We start from the raw sequence: 17,153 nt of genomic DNA on the forward strand, positions 1-17,153 counted from the left end.
GCTGGACGTTTTGTACTCATTATGTATCACTAATCACATCAAACCCAATGTTCTTAGATTACATCTTATGCTGACTTTTTGCTTAAGTTGACACCAATGGGCACTGCCGTGCCCCTACGGGTGTACCTCACGTAACCGAGAATTGCTATAAAATATCTTTTTATCAACCAGCTTGACTGATACGCTTTTGCAGTTCAGCCTCTAACTGTTCAGGTGTGCTGACCACAACACCAGGCTTCGCTCTCATAATAGTTAAGTAATACTGAAATGCCTCCTCATCTTGGGGATGAGATATTACGTATTGTCTTAAGTCTGCCTCATTAAGGCTTAAATAGTGAGTCATCTGATAATTTTCTCCCCATTATTTAAAATTTCTACTTGGATGGTTTCACCTATCAAAATCACAATTCTACCTGTTCTTTCATCGTATCGGACTAATGCAATATCTCGGAATAAATTGCTAGCACGAACGCAAAAGTCAAAGAACGCTTTCAGTTGGTCTATGGTCGGTTCCATTTTAGTTCCATTCAAATGTCTTGTAGTTGGTAGTTTGAAGTTTTGTATACTTAGCAGTATTTTGTATATTCTTATGCCCTAAGTAATACTGAATCTCTAACAGGTGAGCATCCTGATTAACCAAGTGATAACCGCAGGCATGGCGCAACATATGAGGAAACCCTCGGCTTTTCGTTATTTTACCGAGTGTTCACAACCCCAAACACCCACCATAAATTCCTTGTCATTACCAACATCTTTTAAACATGAGAAGAGGCAAAATTAGCACCCCAACACATATCCTGTAGCCGATTCCAGCCTCGCCAGAGAGTCTGCCAACCAGGAGAACCATCAGACTTGCGACCAATAAAACTACCTAAACGTGCGATCGCAATCCAAAATTCACCCAGTGTTAAATCTTCTGACAACAATCCAAGACGAGCAACTAAGATTTTTAACATCTGTTTTGGCACAAACTGTTGTGCGGGGATTTGAGGATGGCTGCGACTGAAGGTACGCAACTGTAACAATCTCACAGCGACAATGGCGAAAAAGCCAAGTATTGTCACTAAAGAATAAGCGGACTCTAATTGACGCTTTTCCACAGCGCAACCAGTTTTGAGACACTTGTGATACTCTTCAATCAACCAACGTGTGGCATACCAGTCAAGTTGCTCGACTGGCGTCTGAAGCATCACTCACAGGTACAGTAGTAAATAGAATCCACTGTCCTATCCCCATCTGGTTCCCAACAGTGAATACACCAACCCGAAATCGGATGAGTGTTTTCGTTCACTGCCTATTGCTGGCGCTTGAAGTGTCAATGCTGACCAAGCTACTTGTAAATTCACACTGCGTTTGGGTTCGCCGTCGCGACCACGCAATACCATCGTTTTGAATGCCATTGGTTCTAACAAGCGGGCAAACGCCTTCAAATATCCTTTAGTGCCATCAGCTTTTTGAATAACGCGGTTTTGGGTGACTCGTAGTAGACATTGCCAGGAAAGTGCTTTGGCTCGTCTAACATAGGAGAAAATGTCACTGCCTCTGTCTCCCACACTCACCCAGATTAAATCTGTTTCAGGGGCAGGCGCTTTGCCGATGAACTCGACCATCTCTGCCCAAATTTCTCCTTCGCTCTGAGTTCTCAATAGTTCTGGTACAATTTCCGCATTCAAGTCGTGATTGTCATTGCTACGCATCCAAGGTATTTGTCCTGCCAGCCCCAAGACCTGTGGATTTCCTGGTATTGGTATTACCGCGAGACAACTGTGTAACATGATACCTCGTCCCTTGCCGTCTCCGATATGTCCTAATCCTTTGACGCTTCGATGCTGTGTATAGTCCAATTCTGACGTGTCTTGGATGAATAAAACAACGTTGGCTGGGCTGTTTTGCGCCAAGTCTGTTGTTGTTGTAGTATGAGGTTTGATCAACGCGGTGTGAGTGACATCTTCTTGGGCAAATAATCGATACGCGGCACGAATTTCATTCCAGCCTTCCATAATATTTGGTAGGCTCGCTTGCGGGTTGGCTGTGATCGCAGCACCGACGGCGATCGCTCTATCTGTCCTGCGGCTATCTCCGCTCCTCAGCATCTCCCCATTGTTTTATTGCCCAAGCCTGGAGATTTGTGAAGTTTTCCAGATTCATACTCTGACTCTAATACACATAGAGTCCACTTTAAAAGATGTTGGTAATGACAAGCCATAAATTCCTAAGTTTTCACAGCCCATTTTTGCCAGCGACCCAGTTTCTTAACTGGCATTTGTAGTATTCTGTATTTGGATTCTAGGGGTTATAATTATAACCCGGAATAATTCGCTATACATTGGTTTGCCCAAGCAAAGTTAAGGCTTCCCTAATCTTCTCCTTAATTGCCCCACCTTTGTTTGCTGGCAGCGGTAGGGCATCTTTTAATAGTGCGATCGCGGCGGCAATAATTTTTTTTCCTGCCCCCTGCAATGAGATTAGCTATCGACTATCCACTATCGACTATCCACGCTCCTACTAACCACCAACCAGTCTAAAACTGCCGTAAAAAGCGCAAATCGCTATTGTATAATCGGCGAATATCATCCATTTGGTGTAGCACCATCGCAAAGCGTTCAACACCAAAACCGGCGGCAAATCCAGTGTAAACTTCTGGATCGTAACCCACAGCTTTCAGCACATTCGGATCGACCATACCGCAGCCCATAACTTCCAACCAGCGTCCATTCCACTGCAAATCGACTTCCGCAGATGGTTCTGTAAACGGAAAATAACTAGCACGGAAGCGAATTGGTAACTCGCCAAACATTGCTTCTAAAAACAACTTAATAGTGCCTTTGAGGTCTGTAAAAGTTAGTCCTTCGTCAATTGCTAAAAGTTCGATTTGATGAAAAACTGCCGAGTGGGTAGCGTCTACATCATCTTTGCGATAAACTCGTCCTGGGGCTACAATCCGAATCGGTGGTTCTTCGGCTTCCATGTAACGAATTTGTACACAGGAGGTTTGAGTACGTAGGAGATTTCCGTCTGGTAGGTAGAAAGTATCCTGCATATCACGGGCAGGGTGGTCGGGGGGGGTATTCAGAGCCTCAAAGTTGTAGTAATCTGTTTCCATCTCTGGACCTTGAGCCACGGTGTAGCCCATACCGACAAAGATATCCAGCGCTTGGTCGATAATGCCATTCAAGGGATGAACACGTCCTTGAGGGCTGTAAATTCCCGGCATTGTCACATCTAGAGTTTCTGCTTCTAGCTGTGCGTGAATTTGAGCAGCTTCTAGGGAAGCACGTTGTTTGTCTAAACTGGTTTGAAGGCTTTCTTTGACTGTATTGCCGATCGCCCCAATTGAGGGTCGTTCTTCGGCGCTTAATTGTCCCATACTCCGCAACAGCGTGGACAATTCCCCTTTTTTACCAAGGTAGCCGACTCTTAGTTCTTCTAGGCGTTCTAAGCTATCGGCAGCTGCGATCGCTTTTTCTCCTTCGATTCGCAGTGCTAAAAGTTGAGCCTCTAAATTGCTGGGCTGATTCGTCATTTCTTACAGTTATTAGTCATTGGGCATTGGGCATTGGGCATTGGTTAGAAGACTAATGACCTTAGTAATAATGCCATTGAGGAGTCAAAGGCTTGGGTTAAAGCAAACCTCTTTTTACCAGTTTAAAGGCTATTGTCTGCATGAGCATGTTTTTTTGTTGTTTGCCTGTGACGCCTGACATTGACAATTGTCTCTTAAGTACTAATTATTGACTATTGACTATTGACTAAAGACTTATGAAATTACTAATTAGCAATGATGATGGGATTGCGGCTTTAGGGATTCGGACTTTAGCCAATTGTTTGGCACAAGCCGGTCATGATGTGACTGTAGTTTGCCCGGATCGCGAGCGATCGGCAACCGGACACGGACTAACTTTACACCAACCAATTCGCGCCGAAATCATTGAATCGGTGTTTCATCCTGCTGTCAATGCTTGGGCTTGCGATGGTACTCCTTCCGATTGTGTTAAATTAGCGCTGTGGGCTTTGCTTGAGTCTCCCCCTGATTTGGTTGTTTCTGGCATTAATCAAGGTGCTAATTTGGGAACCGAAATTCTTTATTCCGGAACTGTTTCCGCTGCAATGGAGGGTATAATTGAAGGCATTCCCAGTGTGGCATTGAGTCTTACCAGCCACACTTGCAAAGATTTTCAACCTGCTGCTGACTTTGCGAAAATTCTCGTAGACCAAATAGCAGCAAAACCCATACCAGAATTGATGTTGCTTAACGTCAATGTTCCCGCTGTCAAGTGGTCAGAAATTGCTGGAGTGACTATTACCCGTCAGGGTATGCGACACTACGTAGATGTTTTTAACAAGCGCATCGATCCGCGTGGAAAAACATACTACTGGTTAACCGGAGAAGTTCTAGAAGATGTGGAACCGCCATCCGATTTAAATTTGCCTGAAAATGTACCTACTGACGTGCATGTTATCCGTAAAAACTACATCAGTATAACCCCATTGCAATATAATCTCACCTATGCAGGTGGCGTTAATCAATTGTCTGAGTGGGAATTTAAGTTGACTTGAATAATTTTATGTACAAGGGAGCTAGTAAAGCTTGTTAAATGCATTACAAGAAAATTTAGGCTATAAAGTAGGAGCACTCTTGAAAACAACTCATACATATACGCCTGGAAAAGTCAAGGAATTTGCCTTGCAGTCTTTAATAATAAGCAAGAGCAAGATAACCAAATTAAGCCTGCACTAGCATTAAAAAGGGTATGCTGTTTTACCTTTGAAATTAAGCGTCTCACAAAGCGCACAAGATACAGCATAAACTGGACAAACAGGAGTAACAATTTCTTTTATCGATCGCCCGCTCAGTATCCAGCAAAGCAACACCCATGTCTAGGATAGATAATCAATTTACCGTACAATTTTGGGGCGTTCGCGGCAGCATCCCCAGTCCAGGACTACATACCGTTCGTTACGGCGGTAATACCCCTTGCGTTGAGATGCAAGCGGGCGGTAAACGCTTAATTTTCGATGGTGGTACGGGACTGCATGTTTTGGGGCAATCATTATTGCGCCAAATGCCGATAGAAGCTCATATATTTTTCACGCACTCCCACTGGGATCACGTGCAGGGATTTCCCTTTTTTACCCCAGGTTTTGTCAGGGGAAATGACTTTCATATTTATGGTGCGATCGCTCCTGATGGTTCCACTGTCGAACAGCGGCTAAATGACCAAATGCTGCATCCAAATTTTCCCGTACCTTTGCAAATCATGCAAGCTAATTTGGATTTTTACAATGTCAAACCCGGAGAGCCAATCAAAATTAATGATATTATCGTCGAAACGGCACCTCTGAACCATCCGGGTGAAGCGGTAGGATACCGAGTTAATTGGCGCGATGGTGCGGCTGTTTATATCACTGATACTGAGCATTTTCCGGATAGGTTGGATGAAAATGTGATGTGGCTAGCTCGTAACGCCGACATCCTCATTTATGACTCCACTTATACTGACGATGAATATCATTCGCCAAAGTCGCCGAAAATCGGTTGGGGACATTCCACATGGCAAGAAGCTGTGAAAATAGCCAAAGCAGCTAACGTCAAAACTTTGGTAATTTTCCACCACGATCCCGCACACGACGATGAATTTTTGGATCGTGTAGGGTCAGAAGCCGCAGTGCAATTTCCTGGTGCGATTATGGCACGAGAAGGAATGGTACTTCAGGTTCCCATATCCATGCCCTTATCAGAATCTATTCCTGTTAGTGAGTTTTCTGCTTAAAGGTTGTAGTCGAAGCGATGGGAGATTTTAGTTTAGATTGGTGATAAACAGCTTTATCGCCACATACCCCAACGGGTATGCCGCAACTTGAACTACACCGAATGCGGGTTCTTCCGCACGAGCGCAAGAAGCGGATGAATGGCAGTTGAGCTAAACGGCAGCAGCGAAAAGTTAGTTGAGGGTGAATTCATTCTCCCGAAAACTAGCCTTTGAAAAATGAATTTTTTCGGAACTGCTTCAAAAACCTAAAATCCCCGAATCGACGTGGTAAATCTGTCTCCAAATGGGTATGCTGTGTGGGTTGCTTCTGACACCAAATTGGCTTTAACGCCTACTGCTGTTGCGCTGGGCAAATTTGATGGTGTCCATCGCGGACACCAAAGAGTAATTGCACCAATTTTGCAACAAGCCAACAGAGAAAATAAAGAGAAAGAAAATAATACTAATTACATTTACTCAACAGTTGTCACCTTTTATCCGCATCCACAAGAATTTTTTACAGGGATACCTCATGCTTTGTTGACACCAGTGGATGAAAAAGTGCAACAGCTGCGATCGCTTGGCATCGAACAACTGGTACTATTACCCTTTGGTAAAGAATTATCTGCGTTGACTCCCGAAGAATTCGTAGAACAAATTCTCGTACAACAACTGCAATGTCAACAAATTAGCGTCGGGGAAGATTTTTGTTTTGGTAAAAAGCGCAGTGGTACCGCCAAGCATTTACAATTTATCGCCGCCAAATATGGTATTCCCGTCACCATCGTTCCCATCCAAACTCATGCAGGTGAGAGTGTCACTTCCACCGAGGAGGCTCGTATTAGCACTTCACTGATTCGCCAACATCTGGCAAACGGTAATATCGAACTCGCAAACCAACTCTTAGGGCATCCTTATACCCTAATTGGTGTTGTCGTCCAAGGTCAACAAATTGGTAGAACTATTAACTTTCCCACTGCCAACTTGCAATTAGCTAAAGAAAAATTTTTGCCCCGTCAAGGTGTTTACGCAGTTCGCGTTTTTATCGAAGAAAACCAAACTGACACAATCGTTGGCGTAATGAATATAGGCGATCGCCCAACTGTAAACGGCACTCATCCAACCGTAGAAGTGCATCTGTTAGATTGGGTTGGCGATTTATACGGCAAAAATCTAACAGTGCAACTCGTCAAATTTTTGCGCCCAGAACAAAAATTTTCTTCTCTAGAAGACCTGAAAACACAAATTCAACTTGACTGCATTGCTGCAAAAGAAGTGCTGAGTGGGAATACTAATGAGAGTTAGGAGTTAGGAGTTAGGAGTTAGTGGTTAGTGGTTAGGAGTTAGGAGTTAGTGGACAACACTCCAACCAACAACCAACAACACTCCAACCAACAACCAACAACTAACAACTAACAACTAACAACTAACAACTAACCATTCCCCCAGTGCATGAGAGAAAAAATTGACGCGCTAACACAAAATCTCGCTCTGACCATCGTTGGCAAACCAGAGGCAATACGCTTAGTGCTAGTTGCTTTGTTAGGTGGTGGTCACGCTTTACTAGAAGATGTCCCTGGAGTTGGTAAAACCCTGCTGGCAAAGTCTCTAGCTCGTTCTATTGATGGCAAATTTCAACGGCTACAATGCACCCCAGATTTACTTCCTACTGACATTACTGGTGTCAATATTTGGAACCCAAAAAGCGGCGAATTTAGCTTTCTCCCTGGTCCAATATTTGCCAATGTGCTACTAGCTGATGAAATTAATCGGGCTACACCCCGCACTCAGTCAGCCTTGCTGGAAGTGATGGAAGAACAACAGGTAACGGTAGATGGTGTTTCTCGCGCTGTTCCGACACCTTTTTTTGCGATCGCGACTCAAAACCCCATCGAATATCAAGGTACTTTTCCCTTGCCAGAAGCGCAGATGGATCGGTTTATGCTTTGCTTAAGTTTGGGCTATCCTTCTCAAGCAGAAGAATTACAGATGCTGCAAAGTGTGGATAAGAATATCAAAGTTGCTGATTTACAACCTTGTATTACTTTGGCAGAGGTGCAAGAATTGCGCCAAATTTGCGCTCAAGTAAGAGTGGAAAGCTCATTGCAACAGTATATTTTGGAATTGGTGCGGGCGACACGCCAAGATGAAGAAATTTCTCTTGGTGTGAGTCCTCGCGGTACAATGGCTCTACAACGAGCTACTCAGGCGTTAGCTTTTCTGTTAGGGCGTGATTATGCGATTCCTGATGACGTGAAGTTTCTTGCTCCTTATGTTCTTTGCCATCGTTTGATTCCAGCGGGAGGACGCAGGGCAACAACTGTGCTGGAGCGGTTATTGCGGGCTGTGCCGATTCCATAACTCTCGTTCCAAGCGCTTTATTTGCCCTGCGCCAAGCGCACGCTGCGCGAACAGGCTATAAGCCTGGACGGCAGTCGCTACAACGGAGGGAACTTCCCTTCTCCTTCTCCTATCGGAGACGCTACGCGAACAAAGACGCTCCGCGTTCACGAAGTGTGCCCGCAGGGCTTTACGGGTGACGCTCCTGCGTCGCTACCGCTGCGCTAACGCCACTACGAATAGACGGTACAGGCAACCGCGCCCGTGGACTCACCGCAACGCGCTGCCTCGGCTACACAAACGAAGCCTACCTGCGTGAGCTAAAACCTGAATCTGTAACGCTATTAACTCAGTTCTACAAATACACCGCTACGGGAAAACTCTTCTTCTTCAGGAGTAAAGTAGGGAGCTTTATCCACAAGGTGAGGATCAAAAGAGTATGTTTCTTGTAAAAATTGTCCGCTCTGGACAGCCGATTCCAAATCCTTGATGTAATCTTGTGCAACCAGACACGCTTCCTTGATGCCTTCCCAATCACCTTTTTGCAACAGCTTTTGCAATGTGGTTCTTGCCCCGGAAAGCCGCGATGCCGGCTTAAGCATACCATAAAGGCGGTAGATGCGATCGCTTGCAATACTGATATGTTTGAGTGCTTTGGCTCGTGCCAGTTCAGTGTCAAGACTAGGCCAATAGCGGGTGGTGTAGAAGGCTTTCTCATCTTTGTGATACCAATAATTTACTGGCATCATCGCACCATCCACTTCCTCTGATGCTTGGGAGAGGATGACACGGTTCCACTTCTTCAGATACTCTTTTGGATGTTCCTCTGATTTGGCTGGTGGTGGAGCCATTTCTTGATTAAGCTCCATCTTCCGTAGTCGGTTGAGTTCGTTGATGGCAAGCACACCTTCGGCAATGTCGCGCAAGCTAAAACGCTTTTTCTTCAGGGTGATCGCAAACTCGACTCCTGCCGCAAATTTGTCTTTGACATTGGCTGATTTGCGACGCGCTTCTAGCATCGCTTTTTCTTCTGCCAACATCTCTGTTGTCTTTTCTATTGTCTTCCAATTCTTGATGCGCTCTTCTAGTCGGGCATATTCATCTGTGAGGGATTCAACTACTGCATCAAGTACCGGGTTACAAGCAGCTTCCACTACACCTAACCCTTTATAAAGGGCGATCGCCGTCTTTAGAAACTGCAAGAAGTCAGTAATTCTATAAGGTAGGTTTCTCACCCGCAAGTGGGTTTCGTGATTGGCGGAGAAACTTTCGCGGAAGCAACGATACGCTGCTCCCTGAATCAAACGGAACAAACCAATCTGCATTTGCAAGCGGGACGTACCCCGTTTTTGCTCGCTTTGTGGGTGTTGCGCGAGTTGTTCTTTTAGCCGCGCTATCTCCGGCTCGAGCTCCGTGGTTGCTTTTTCTGTAGTGTCTTCGGTGGTGGGGGCAACTCCACCGTCTGTTGCGGTTGTTTTTGGCGTGACGAGGGGAATTGGTGAATCTTTGTAGCCGATCGCGGTTTCTGATTCTGGCACCAGCTTACAGAATTCCTCAAAGTCAATTGAAGCATCGCCATCATGATCGACTTCTTTGATAATCTCATCGAGTTCTTGATCTGTCAGCCCAAATTGACTCATCACCGCACGCATCTCGTCTGCGGTAATTTCACCGGTGCCGTTCTCGTCAAATACACTGAATGCCAGCGCCAAACGGCTGTTGCGATCGCCTTGTTGAGACACCATTAGCGCTTTGAACTCTTCAAAATTGATAGCGCCCGACAAGTCAACGTCTACCTCTTTAATCATATCGCGCAGTTCTGTGTCGCTGGGGTTTTGTCCCAAGGAACGCATTACCTGCCCCAGTTCTTCTGCTGAGATGGTACTGTTGCCGTCCTCGTCAAACATTTGGAAAGCTTCCCACAGCTTCGCTACCTCTTGTTCGGTCATTACCTTGTTTTCATGCTCCACAGGCATATTCAATAAATCCTCGATAATTGTTGAACTTTGCTATATATCAATCGATTTTGACACGGAAACGAACGAAGCTGTAATTGTTGCCGGCTGTGTTGTCAAGATTACCAAAATTAGCGATCACCTTCTATCTGTAAGTCGTTTTCTTGTTCTTCGATGATGATTTCTACACCCCTGATATCTTTGAAAATCAATTCCGCACGTCTATCTCGTGCAGTATCAATACGGCTATTACCTTGAGAACGTCGTTGAGTTTCCCCTAATGAGCGAATTGTCATTCTTTCTGGCGCGATCGCACTTTTTAAGAGATAATTTCTCACAGACGAAGCACGTCGCTTACTCAACGCCAAGTTGTATTCATTACTTGCACGCGGGTCAGTATGTCCTTCAATTTCCACGACAATAAAAGGATATTGACGCAATACTTCGACAACGCGATTTAGCACCGTTGCACTTTCAGAACTAATATTAGATTTATCTAAAGCAAAGTGAACAATACGCGGCACTTTCAAACGTATCGGTTCTGGTTTTGGTTCCGGAAGCGGTTCTGATTTTAGTTCTGGTGCAGCGCTGACGCAATTTGGATTTTGGATTTTAGGTGTTCGTTGGATTACTTGCGAAGCATTAACAGAACGGATAATCGCGTTGTAAGCTGGTTCGGAAGTGCCATATTTAGGAACAGTAGCGATCGCACTAATTTTGTCTCCCGCCTGCAACTGAGTTAAACTAGCATTAAACTTGCCTTTTTCGTCTGCTCTCACTGTTGCCAAAGGCTGACTCAAAGGACCATAATCATTGTCTTGCTCGTCAACTCGGTAAATTTCGACTTGAGAACCAGGTTCAGCAGTACCATTAATTAACGCTTTGCCATTGACAATAAATAACCCAGAACTGGCAAACTGTGGTGCATTCACCGCTCCATTGCCTGTATCTATGCGTCGGTTTGAACTGTTAGGCTTAGGGTTAGAACCATCACCGCGTTGAAAATCGCTGACATCAAGATTTTGCTGAGTGTTCAGGTCAATACTCAAACCTTCTAACTCAGCAAATCTGTTATTTTGAATTATGTTACCCAACGCTGAACCAAAACCATAAGCTTTACTCGTGGGAAACGCAGTCACCACCACCCCAGGTCCAGTTTGATGACTGATTTCATTATCAATAACTTGATGTTCATTGCCCATCAAATAGACCGCAGCGCGTCGCAAACGCTTACCATTGAAAGCGATGCGGTTATCGCGAATTTGTACTTTACCTGATGGCTTGAATAAATAAACACCAGCACCATCGTTACCGCAAATCAAATTGCCCTGAAGTTGAGAATTAGAAATTACTCCTTCTAAACGCACTGCATCAGGCATTCCCGCAAGACCATTACCGACGATGATGTTTTCTATCATCAAAGTATTTTCCGCACGTTGCGAGGTAATAATGCCACTGCCATCATGGTAAGAAATACGATTGCGTCGAATCGTCGTCCCCCTACTGTTGAAAACGTAAACCCCAAAAGCAGATGTTTTTTCTGGCATTTTTTCATCTGGGGTAATACCCAACCAGTTATTTTCCAGCACCACATTTTTCGTGCTGTTGTCAATAAAGATATCCGCTGGTGGTATAGTTAAAGTTGCGCCTCGGTTCGACGAACTGAAACCGTAAATACTTAAACCGCGAATTTGCACGTTATCAGCAACGACACTTAAACCGCGAATTATCTCTTTGTTGAGTGCAGGAGTTATTGCCACCATCGGTTTAGGAATAGCAATTTGGGCAGTAGCTGAACGAGAAGCGTTGTAAAGAGTTTGAGTAGTACCATCAACTATCACCGGCTTTGTTAAAGCTGGTAATTCCTGCTGTAACTGAATAGTGGTTTCACTAGATGGTAAGCTAAATTCTATACGTGAGTTCGGCGTATTTTGCTGAACCAAAGCTTTTTCAGCACTGCTTAATTGTTGTAGTGGTAAAGTACCATTTATTAAGGCGATCGCTTCTCGTAAAGTTAACTTATCATCAGCCTTAACAACATCTTCCGCACTATTCACCACAACCCGTAAAGAGGGGGAAACTGGAGATTGACTAACTGCTATTTCTGGTGAGATAAGCAATAGAAAGCACGTAGTAAGCACTAAAGTGCTTATTTGAGCGCTGAAGCGCTCACTACGTCGTATAATTCCACTCATATGCACTCCTCATTCAGAAAATACTTCTAAAGTTGTATTGACTTTTGGCTTCTCAGTTACAGTTTTAACCTCAGATTCCTGCTGTTGTCTCGGTACTACCTTCTGTCGTCCAAAGCCGCCAAAAAGCTCATTTACCTTAAAGCTGATGTTCAAATAAGGACCACCATTCGAGCGATAACCTGTAAAATCTCGGTCATCGACACCACCAAAAGCGTAACCTAAACCAATTCGGAAATATGGTGTTAAATAATACCTGCCTTCTAGGGCTACACCAAATTCGTTGTATCCTTGTTCGGGTTGACCAATCCAACGTCCTTCCACTGCCAAAAAACTGGTCCGTGAACTAATGCCAGGGCAAACCACAGGAAGTACCCCATGTGAGCTGCATAGAAAAGCGCAAATTTTCCTCCTTTGCGTATTGGAGCTTGCGCTGTTACCGACATAATTGCGAAAACTAGCAGTAACAAAAATCCTGACAAGCCAGCCTTCGTCGCAAAAAGACTCTGTGTAAAGGGAACGGGCAATGTGGTGTAATTGAAAAAATGCGCGATCGTATGCACGATCGCAAAAGCAAACATGACTTGACCCACGAGCTTGTGAAACTCGACGCTCTCATCTATAGGGATATAGTTGTTAAGGGGTGTTTTGCGAAGCCATGTCATAAAATGCCGCAGCATGGGAATCAAGATTAAAGCCCCGTTGAAGTTTAGCGCTGCGCCACAACCTCTGGCGATTTGAACGTATAAATTTGCGCCAAGGCTTGCGTATCGCTCAAACGCCGCAAAGAAAATAAACAAGTTGAGAGCCACATAGAGAGCCAAAAAAGCGATCTTGACCCAGTTGTTTTGAATGTGTTGACTTACAAGTTATTGATTAACGAGAGCGATCGCACAATTCCATCACCAATTAACTCGCCTTTAATCTCGCCATACTCCATTTCTAAAATCACATTATCACCTGAAATTTTTTAGAAGTATATATTTTGTAAAAAAGTTATCAGTTCTCTCGACAAGCCAAAGACAGCAGTTTGATAAATTGACAAATAATTGGTTAGTTGATATCAATTTACTTCCAATTTCTAATAGGCTCAACCTCAGCATTCGACGAAACATCTGTTTGTAGAGCCATACTTACCGCTTTGCTTCGCGCTTCGATAATTTTACCTATCTCACGTCCCAAGCTTGGTTGACGTTCAATCATCGTATTTACAGAATCTGAGTAAATGACAAGAACTTGCAAATCGTCAACTGCTTTGATTGATACCGGACTCGGTTCCCCAGTAAACAGTGCCATCTCGCCAAAGAACTCACCACGCAAGATAGTCATTACCTCCAACTCAATACCAAATTCGTTGGTAACGGTGACTAGAGCCTGACCCGCAATAATAATATACAAAGCATTACCAGGCTCGCCCTGCCGGATGACTTTCTCTCCCGCACCGAACTGTTGTACAATAGTTCCCTTAGCTAAGTCATCCAAATTTTTCGGCTCGCGAGCTAAAGGCATAAATCCGGGAATTGAGTGCAACTGAGCTAACTTACTTGAAGCGCTATCTGCCTTATCAGCAGCTTTTACAGCTAACTCGTATCGGTAGCGATATAGCGTCAGGTTGTTTCGCTGCGCTGCGTACCAGATTCGCGTCATAAATCTATCAAGTATCTGCTCCACATCCTCAAAATTTTCGATAAAGAACTCCACTTCATAAATAATTGCCGTCTCATCATAGGATGTGGTTTTGCTCTCTGGTTCGGGTTGAGCTAATATTCCCTGTGTAGCCAAAGCTGTACTTTGTAATACCTGCTTCACAAGGTTAGGGGGGCTATCGTAGGAAAAGCCAATATTGATGCGTTGGTTATAAATGCGTTCTGGTTGGCTGTAATTATGGATTATTTCTTTGCCAATGAACTGATGGGGAACGATAATCACCTGGCGCTGGAGAGTTAGTAAGCGAACAGATCGCCAATTGATATCAATTACCTGCCCTTCGATCGCCTCGTCTTCGCTATTGCCAACGCGCAACCAATCACCGACGCTGAAGGGGCGTTCCAAAAGCAGCGCAATCCCAGACATAATGCTACCCAATGTGTCCTGAAGCGCCAAACCGATGACAATCGAGCTAACGCCCAATCCGGTAGCCAGACCTGCCAAATCTGCACCCCACACCGCCGCCAAAACGATCGCGCTACCTACAAGCACCAAAAACAACCGAGAAAGGTCGATCAGTAGTTTGGGCATCCTTGCCCGCCATGTATTTGCCTCTGCTTCTTCAAACAAAATTACATTAAATAGCGAGAGAGAAGCGTAGATTACAGATATCCAAAACAGCGTTTGGACGAGCTTGGCAAAATTCCCGTTTACGTCAAGCTTCAGGACATTCCTGATTAAAAGCATCAGCATTAAGACGGGCAAAACGAGGTTTTTCACAACCCGCAGGGTAGCCGCCATCGGTCTACCGCGCCTTTTTAGATGATAAATAATTTCTCCTAGTAAAACTACCAGGAGTGGGAACCCTAATCCGACAATTACCGCCCAGGTGTGCCAGTCGCTTGAAAAGCTGAAATTATTCATATTCTTCTTTTTGAACACTTACTTGAAGCTGAGAACTTTTGAGTTGCCAACCCACTAGCTTTTCTTTTCCAGGTTCTTGAATTTCACCAAAGAACTCAAAATTGTAGATATCGCGCAGGCGATCGCATATATTTTGAGAAACTAAAATTGCTCCTACCGGACAAGCAGACTTCAACCGATTGGCAATATTTACAGTATCCCCCCAAACGTCGTAGAGCAATTTATTTTTGCCAATCACACCTGCAACCACATCTCCGGAATTGATGCCGATTTCCACATCTAAATGCAAGCCTTTTTCATAATTAAATCGGCGGACAAACGCCTGCATTTCCAAAGCAAAATCTACCGTGCGTTTGTCATGATCCAGACGCGGCACACTCAGCCCGCATACAGCCATGTAACCGTCACCAATAGTTTTAATCTTCTCCAAACCGTATTTATCTGCCATTTCATCAAAGGCTGTTACCAGTTCATTCAGCAGGGCAACAACTTCTTGAGCAGACATCGTTTGAGAAAGCTTGGTGAATCGGTGGAGGTCGGAAAACAAAACCGAGACATTAGAAATCTGATCGGCAATTTCTCTCTCTCCGTCTTTAAGACGTTTGGCGATCGCCGGACTAAATATACTTAAGACTAATGCTTCATTAGAGCGATTTTGGCGATCGATGAGTTGAGTTTCGGCACGAAGGCTGTCTATCGTTTGGTTAAATGACTTAGCCAATTCTCCAAATTCATCTTGCGAACCGGATTTCACAACCGCGTCAAATTCCCCAGCTCCCACCTGGCGAGCGCTTTTGATTAAAGTATTGATCGGTTTGACAAAGATTCCGGTCAGCCACATGGCAACAAGCGTGATTAGGGCGATGACTAAAGTAGCCCCAATCAAAACTGTTTTTTCAAACGAGTGAATTGGGGCATAAGCTTCAGAAACATCTATTTCCGCCAAGATAACCCACCTCAAGCCATCAATATCTAGTGGAGCATAAGAACTCAAAACCGGAATATTACGATAATCGTCGATAACCTGCGTACCCTGTTTCCCAAACAACGCTTCCTTTACTGCTTTTGTTTGCACTTGTTGTAGGAGGATTGTAGTATTGAACTCTTTGATTTTGTTAATGGTTTTTTCATCAGTACCGATAGAACGGAGAGTTTTTGCATGACCTTTTGGGTCTTCAATTTGGAAACGAGACGCAGAGCGCATGAGATAATCTGACCCGACCAGATAAGTTTCTCCTGAATTGCCCAAACCATTTTGTTTCCACTGTTTGTTGCCAGTCATCACATTGTTAATTTTGTCAACGGGAAGCTGGAACGCCAAAATACCAACCAATTGGGAGTTGTTAAAGATTGGGGCAGCGATAAAAGCCGCAGGCGCACTCCCAGAAGGGCTGTACGGTTTAAAATCTACTATTTTCACATAGCCCTTTCCGTTTGCTACTCGTGCGGCGGCGATCGCTTCTGCTAAGTTACTCTCTTTGTAGGGTCCGTTAGTGAAGTTTGTGGTAAAATCGGTTTCTTTAAAAACTGTATAGACAACGGTTCCTGCGGGATCGATTAAAAACATATCGTAGTAACCGTATTTTTGCACTATATTGCGAAAAATAGGGTGGTAGCGGGCGTGAACGCGGCTGTAGTCACTGCGATCGCCTGGGTCGTCAAGGAGAAGTTTCTTACCAACGGGGTTAGGGTTAGCAGCGGTGTAGTAGTATTGTAGGTAACGGGCAGCAGTTGTTTTTGGCGTGTAAGATGCGACAACGGGCGAACCCTCGCTAGTTCGCGCCAGTCTGGGGAGAAATTGGGTTTGGTAGTAGGTATCAATTTTTTTGTCAAAATCCGCAGGTACTGTTGATTTTTCCAGTTCGCGGTAAGCTGTCTGAAACTCCTGCATGGCAGCGACGACTGTCAGGTCTTCGCTTAAAGTCTGGCTATGGATGTAAAGGTTTTCAAAATAATCTTCGATTTGATAAGTTTTGGCAGCCCGAAGGCTGGTTAATTGATTGAAGACCCTTTCCGTCAGAAGAGACCTACCAGCAGTAGAGCATGTAAAGGTGCTTGCCAGCATAGCGCAAAGGCTGACTACCAGCAACATGACTATAAGTTTTGTTTTTATACTTAATTGCTTAAGTATTTGCATATAAATTTTATTGATATTCTTTGTGTTATTTATGGAGTTTAGACTCCATAAATTCCACTTTAACCCGGCGTTGCTGAATCAAGATATGAATTTACCTGACGCACTCGTCAACAAGAAGGGTGTGGGGTTGCATGGTTAGGGTGTAAGGGAGAAGACGGCGCACTTCGGGGCGTATGATTAAGAGACCAACGCAATCGTCTTAAAAGAC

General features: G+C 44.4%; 16 protein-coding genes and 1 pseudogene. 4 read left to right on the forward strand and 13 right to left on the reverse strand.

The window, feature by feature from the left end:
* Positions 1 to 163: 163 nt before the first annotated feature.
* From AABK37_RS34685 to pheS, 7 genes are all read right to left on the reverse strand, one after another.
* Positions 164 to 343, reverse strand: a complete 180-nt coding sequence (locus AABK37_RS34685) for a DUF6887 family protein (RefSeq protein WP_029638223.1) — start codon at positions 341 to 343, stop codon at positions 164 to 166.
* Positions 340 to 516: a DUF6888 family protein gene (locus AABK37_RS34690; RefSeq protein ID WP_432556008.1), complete on the reverse strand. Its 177-nt coding sequence runs from the start codon at positions 514 to 516 to the stop codon at positions 340 to 342. The genes AABK37_RS34685 and AABK37_RS34690 overlap by 4 nt, the downstream gene beginning before the upstream one ends.
* A gap of 1 nt (position 517) precedes the next feature.
* Complete coding sequence (locus tag AABK37_RS34695) at positions 518 to 667, reverse strand: tyrosine-type recombinase/integrase (protein ID WP_432556009.1); 150 nt, start codon at positions 665 to 667, stop codon at positions 518 to 520.
* An 88-nt stretch (positions 668 to 755) separates the two neighbouring features.
* On the reverse strand, positions 756 to 1,190 hold the full coding sequence (locus AABK37_RS34700) for an IS4 family transposase (protein WP_432556010.1): 435 nt from the start codon (positions 1,188 to 1,190) through the stop codon (positions 756 to 758).
* Positions 1,191 to 1,226: 36 nt separating this feature from the next.
* On the reverse strand, positions 1,227 to 2,093 hold the full coding sequence (locus tag AABK37_RS34705; protein ID WP_432556011.1) for an IS4/Tn5 family transposase DNA-binding protein: 867 nt from the start codon (positions 2,091 to 2,093) through the stop codon (positions 1,227 to 1,229).
* Positions 2,094 to 2,319: 226 nt separating this feature from the next.
* The gene (locus AABK37_RS34710) at positions 2,320 to 2,460 is read right to left on the reverse strand and encodes a hypothetical protein (protein ID WP_432556012.1); all 141 of its coding nucleotides are present in this window, start codon (positions 2,458 to 2,460) and stop codon (positions 2,320 to 2,322) included.
* 61 nt (positions 2,461 to 2,521) lie between these two features.
* Positions 2,522 to 3,523: a phenylalanine--tRNA ligase subunit alpha gene (gene pheS, locus AABK37_RS34715; protein WP_432556013.1), complete on the reverse strand. Its 1,002-nt coding sequence runs from the start codon at positions 3,521 to 3,523 to the stop codon at positions 2,522 to 2,524.
* Between the two features lie 236 nt (positions 3,524 to 3,759).
* Between pheS and surE the strand changes: the two genes are divergently transcribed.
* The 4 genes from surE to AABK37_RS34735 all read left to right on the forward strand — a co-directional run bounded on the left by surE (position 3,760) and on the right by AABK37_RS34735 (position 8,111).
* Complete coding sequence (surE, locus tag AABK37_RS34720; RefSeq protein ID WP_432556014.1) at positions 3,760 to 4,557, forward strand: 5'/3'-nucleotidase SurE; 798 nt, start codon at positions 3,760 to 3,762, stop codon at positions 4,555 to 4,557.
* A 317-nt stretch (positions 4,558 to 4,874) separates the two neighbouring features.
* On the forward strand, positions 4,875 to 5,771 hold the full coding sequence (locus tag AABK37_RS34725; protein WP_432556015.1) for an MBL fold metallo-hydrolase: 897 nt from the start codon (positions 4,875 to 4,877) through the stop codon (positions 5,769 to 5,771).
* A 264-nt stretch (positions 5,772 to 6,035) separates the two neighbouring features.
* Complete coding sequence (locus tag AABK37_RS34730) at positions 6,036 to 7,055, forward strand: bifunctional riboflavin kinase/FAD synthetase (protein ID WP_432556016.1); 1,020 nt, start codon at positions 6,036 to 6,038, stop codon at positions 7,053 to 7,055.
* Between the two features lie 147 nt (positions 7,056 to 7,202).
* Complete coding sequence (locus AABK37_RS34735) at positions 7,203 to 8,111, forward strand: AAA family ATPase (protein ID WP_432556017.1); 909 nt, start codon at positions 7,203 to 7,205, stop codon at positions 8,109 to 8,111.
* 323 nt (positions 8,112 to 8,434) lie between these two features.
* Here the strand turns inward: AABK37_RS34735 and AABK37_RS34740 are convergent, their stop codons facing one another.
* From AABK37_RS34740 to AABK37_RS34765, 6 genes and pseudogenes are all read right to left on the reverse strand, one after another.
* Positions 8,435 to 10,039 (reverse strand): EF-hand domain-containing protein, encoded by a 1,605-nt coding sequence (locus AABK37_RS34740; protein ID WP_432556018.1) that lies wholly within the window; start codon positions 10,037 to 10,039, stop codon positions 8,435 to 8,437.
* A 137-nt stretch (positions 10,040 to 10,176) separates the two neighbouring features.
* Complete coding sequence (locus AABK37_RS34745) at positions 10,177 to 12,240, reverse strand: OmpA family protein (protein WP_432556019.1); 2,064 nt, start codon at positions 12,238 to 12,240, stop codon at positions 10,177 to 10,179.
* A gap of 9 nt (positions 12,241 to 12,249) precedes the next feature.
* Positions 12,250 to 12,567, reverse strand: a pseudogene (locus AABK37_RS34750) (hypothetical protein); the annotation flags it as partial.
* The gene (locus tag AABK37_RS34755) at positions 12,507 to 13,049 is read right to left on the reverse strand and encodes a ferric reductase-like transmembrane domain-containing protein (RefSeq protein ID WP_432556022.1); all 543 of its coding nucleotides are present in this window, start codon (positions 13,047 to 13,049) and stop codon (positions 12,507 to 12,509) included. The pseudogene AABK37_RS34750 and the gene AABK37_RS34755, both read right to left, overlap by 61 nt.
* A gap of 256 nt (positions 13,050 to 13,305) precedes the next feature.
* A complete protein-coding gene (locus AABK37_RS34760) occupies positions 13,306 to 14,808 on the reverse strand; it encodes a cyclic nucleotide-binding domain-containing protein (RefSeq protein ID WP_432556020.1) in 1,503 nt (500 codons plus the stop codon).
* Positions 14,801 to 16,945: an adenylate/guanylate cyclase domain-containing protein gene (locus AABK37_RS34765; protein ID WP_432556021.1), complete on the reverse strand. Its 2,145-nt coding sequence runs from the start codon at positions 16,943 to 16,945 to the stop codon at positions 14,801 to 14,803. Before AABK37_RS34765 ends, AABK37_RS34760 begins: the two co-directional genes overlap by 8 nt.
* Between the last annotated feature and the right edge of the window lie 208 nt (positions 16,946 to 17,153).

Source organism: Tolypothrix sp. VBCCA 56010, from assembly GCF_050875635.1.
Taxonomy (GTDB): domain Bacteria; phylum Cyanobacteriota; class Cyanobacteriia; order Cyanobacteriales; family Nostocaceae; genus Hassallia.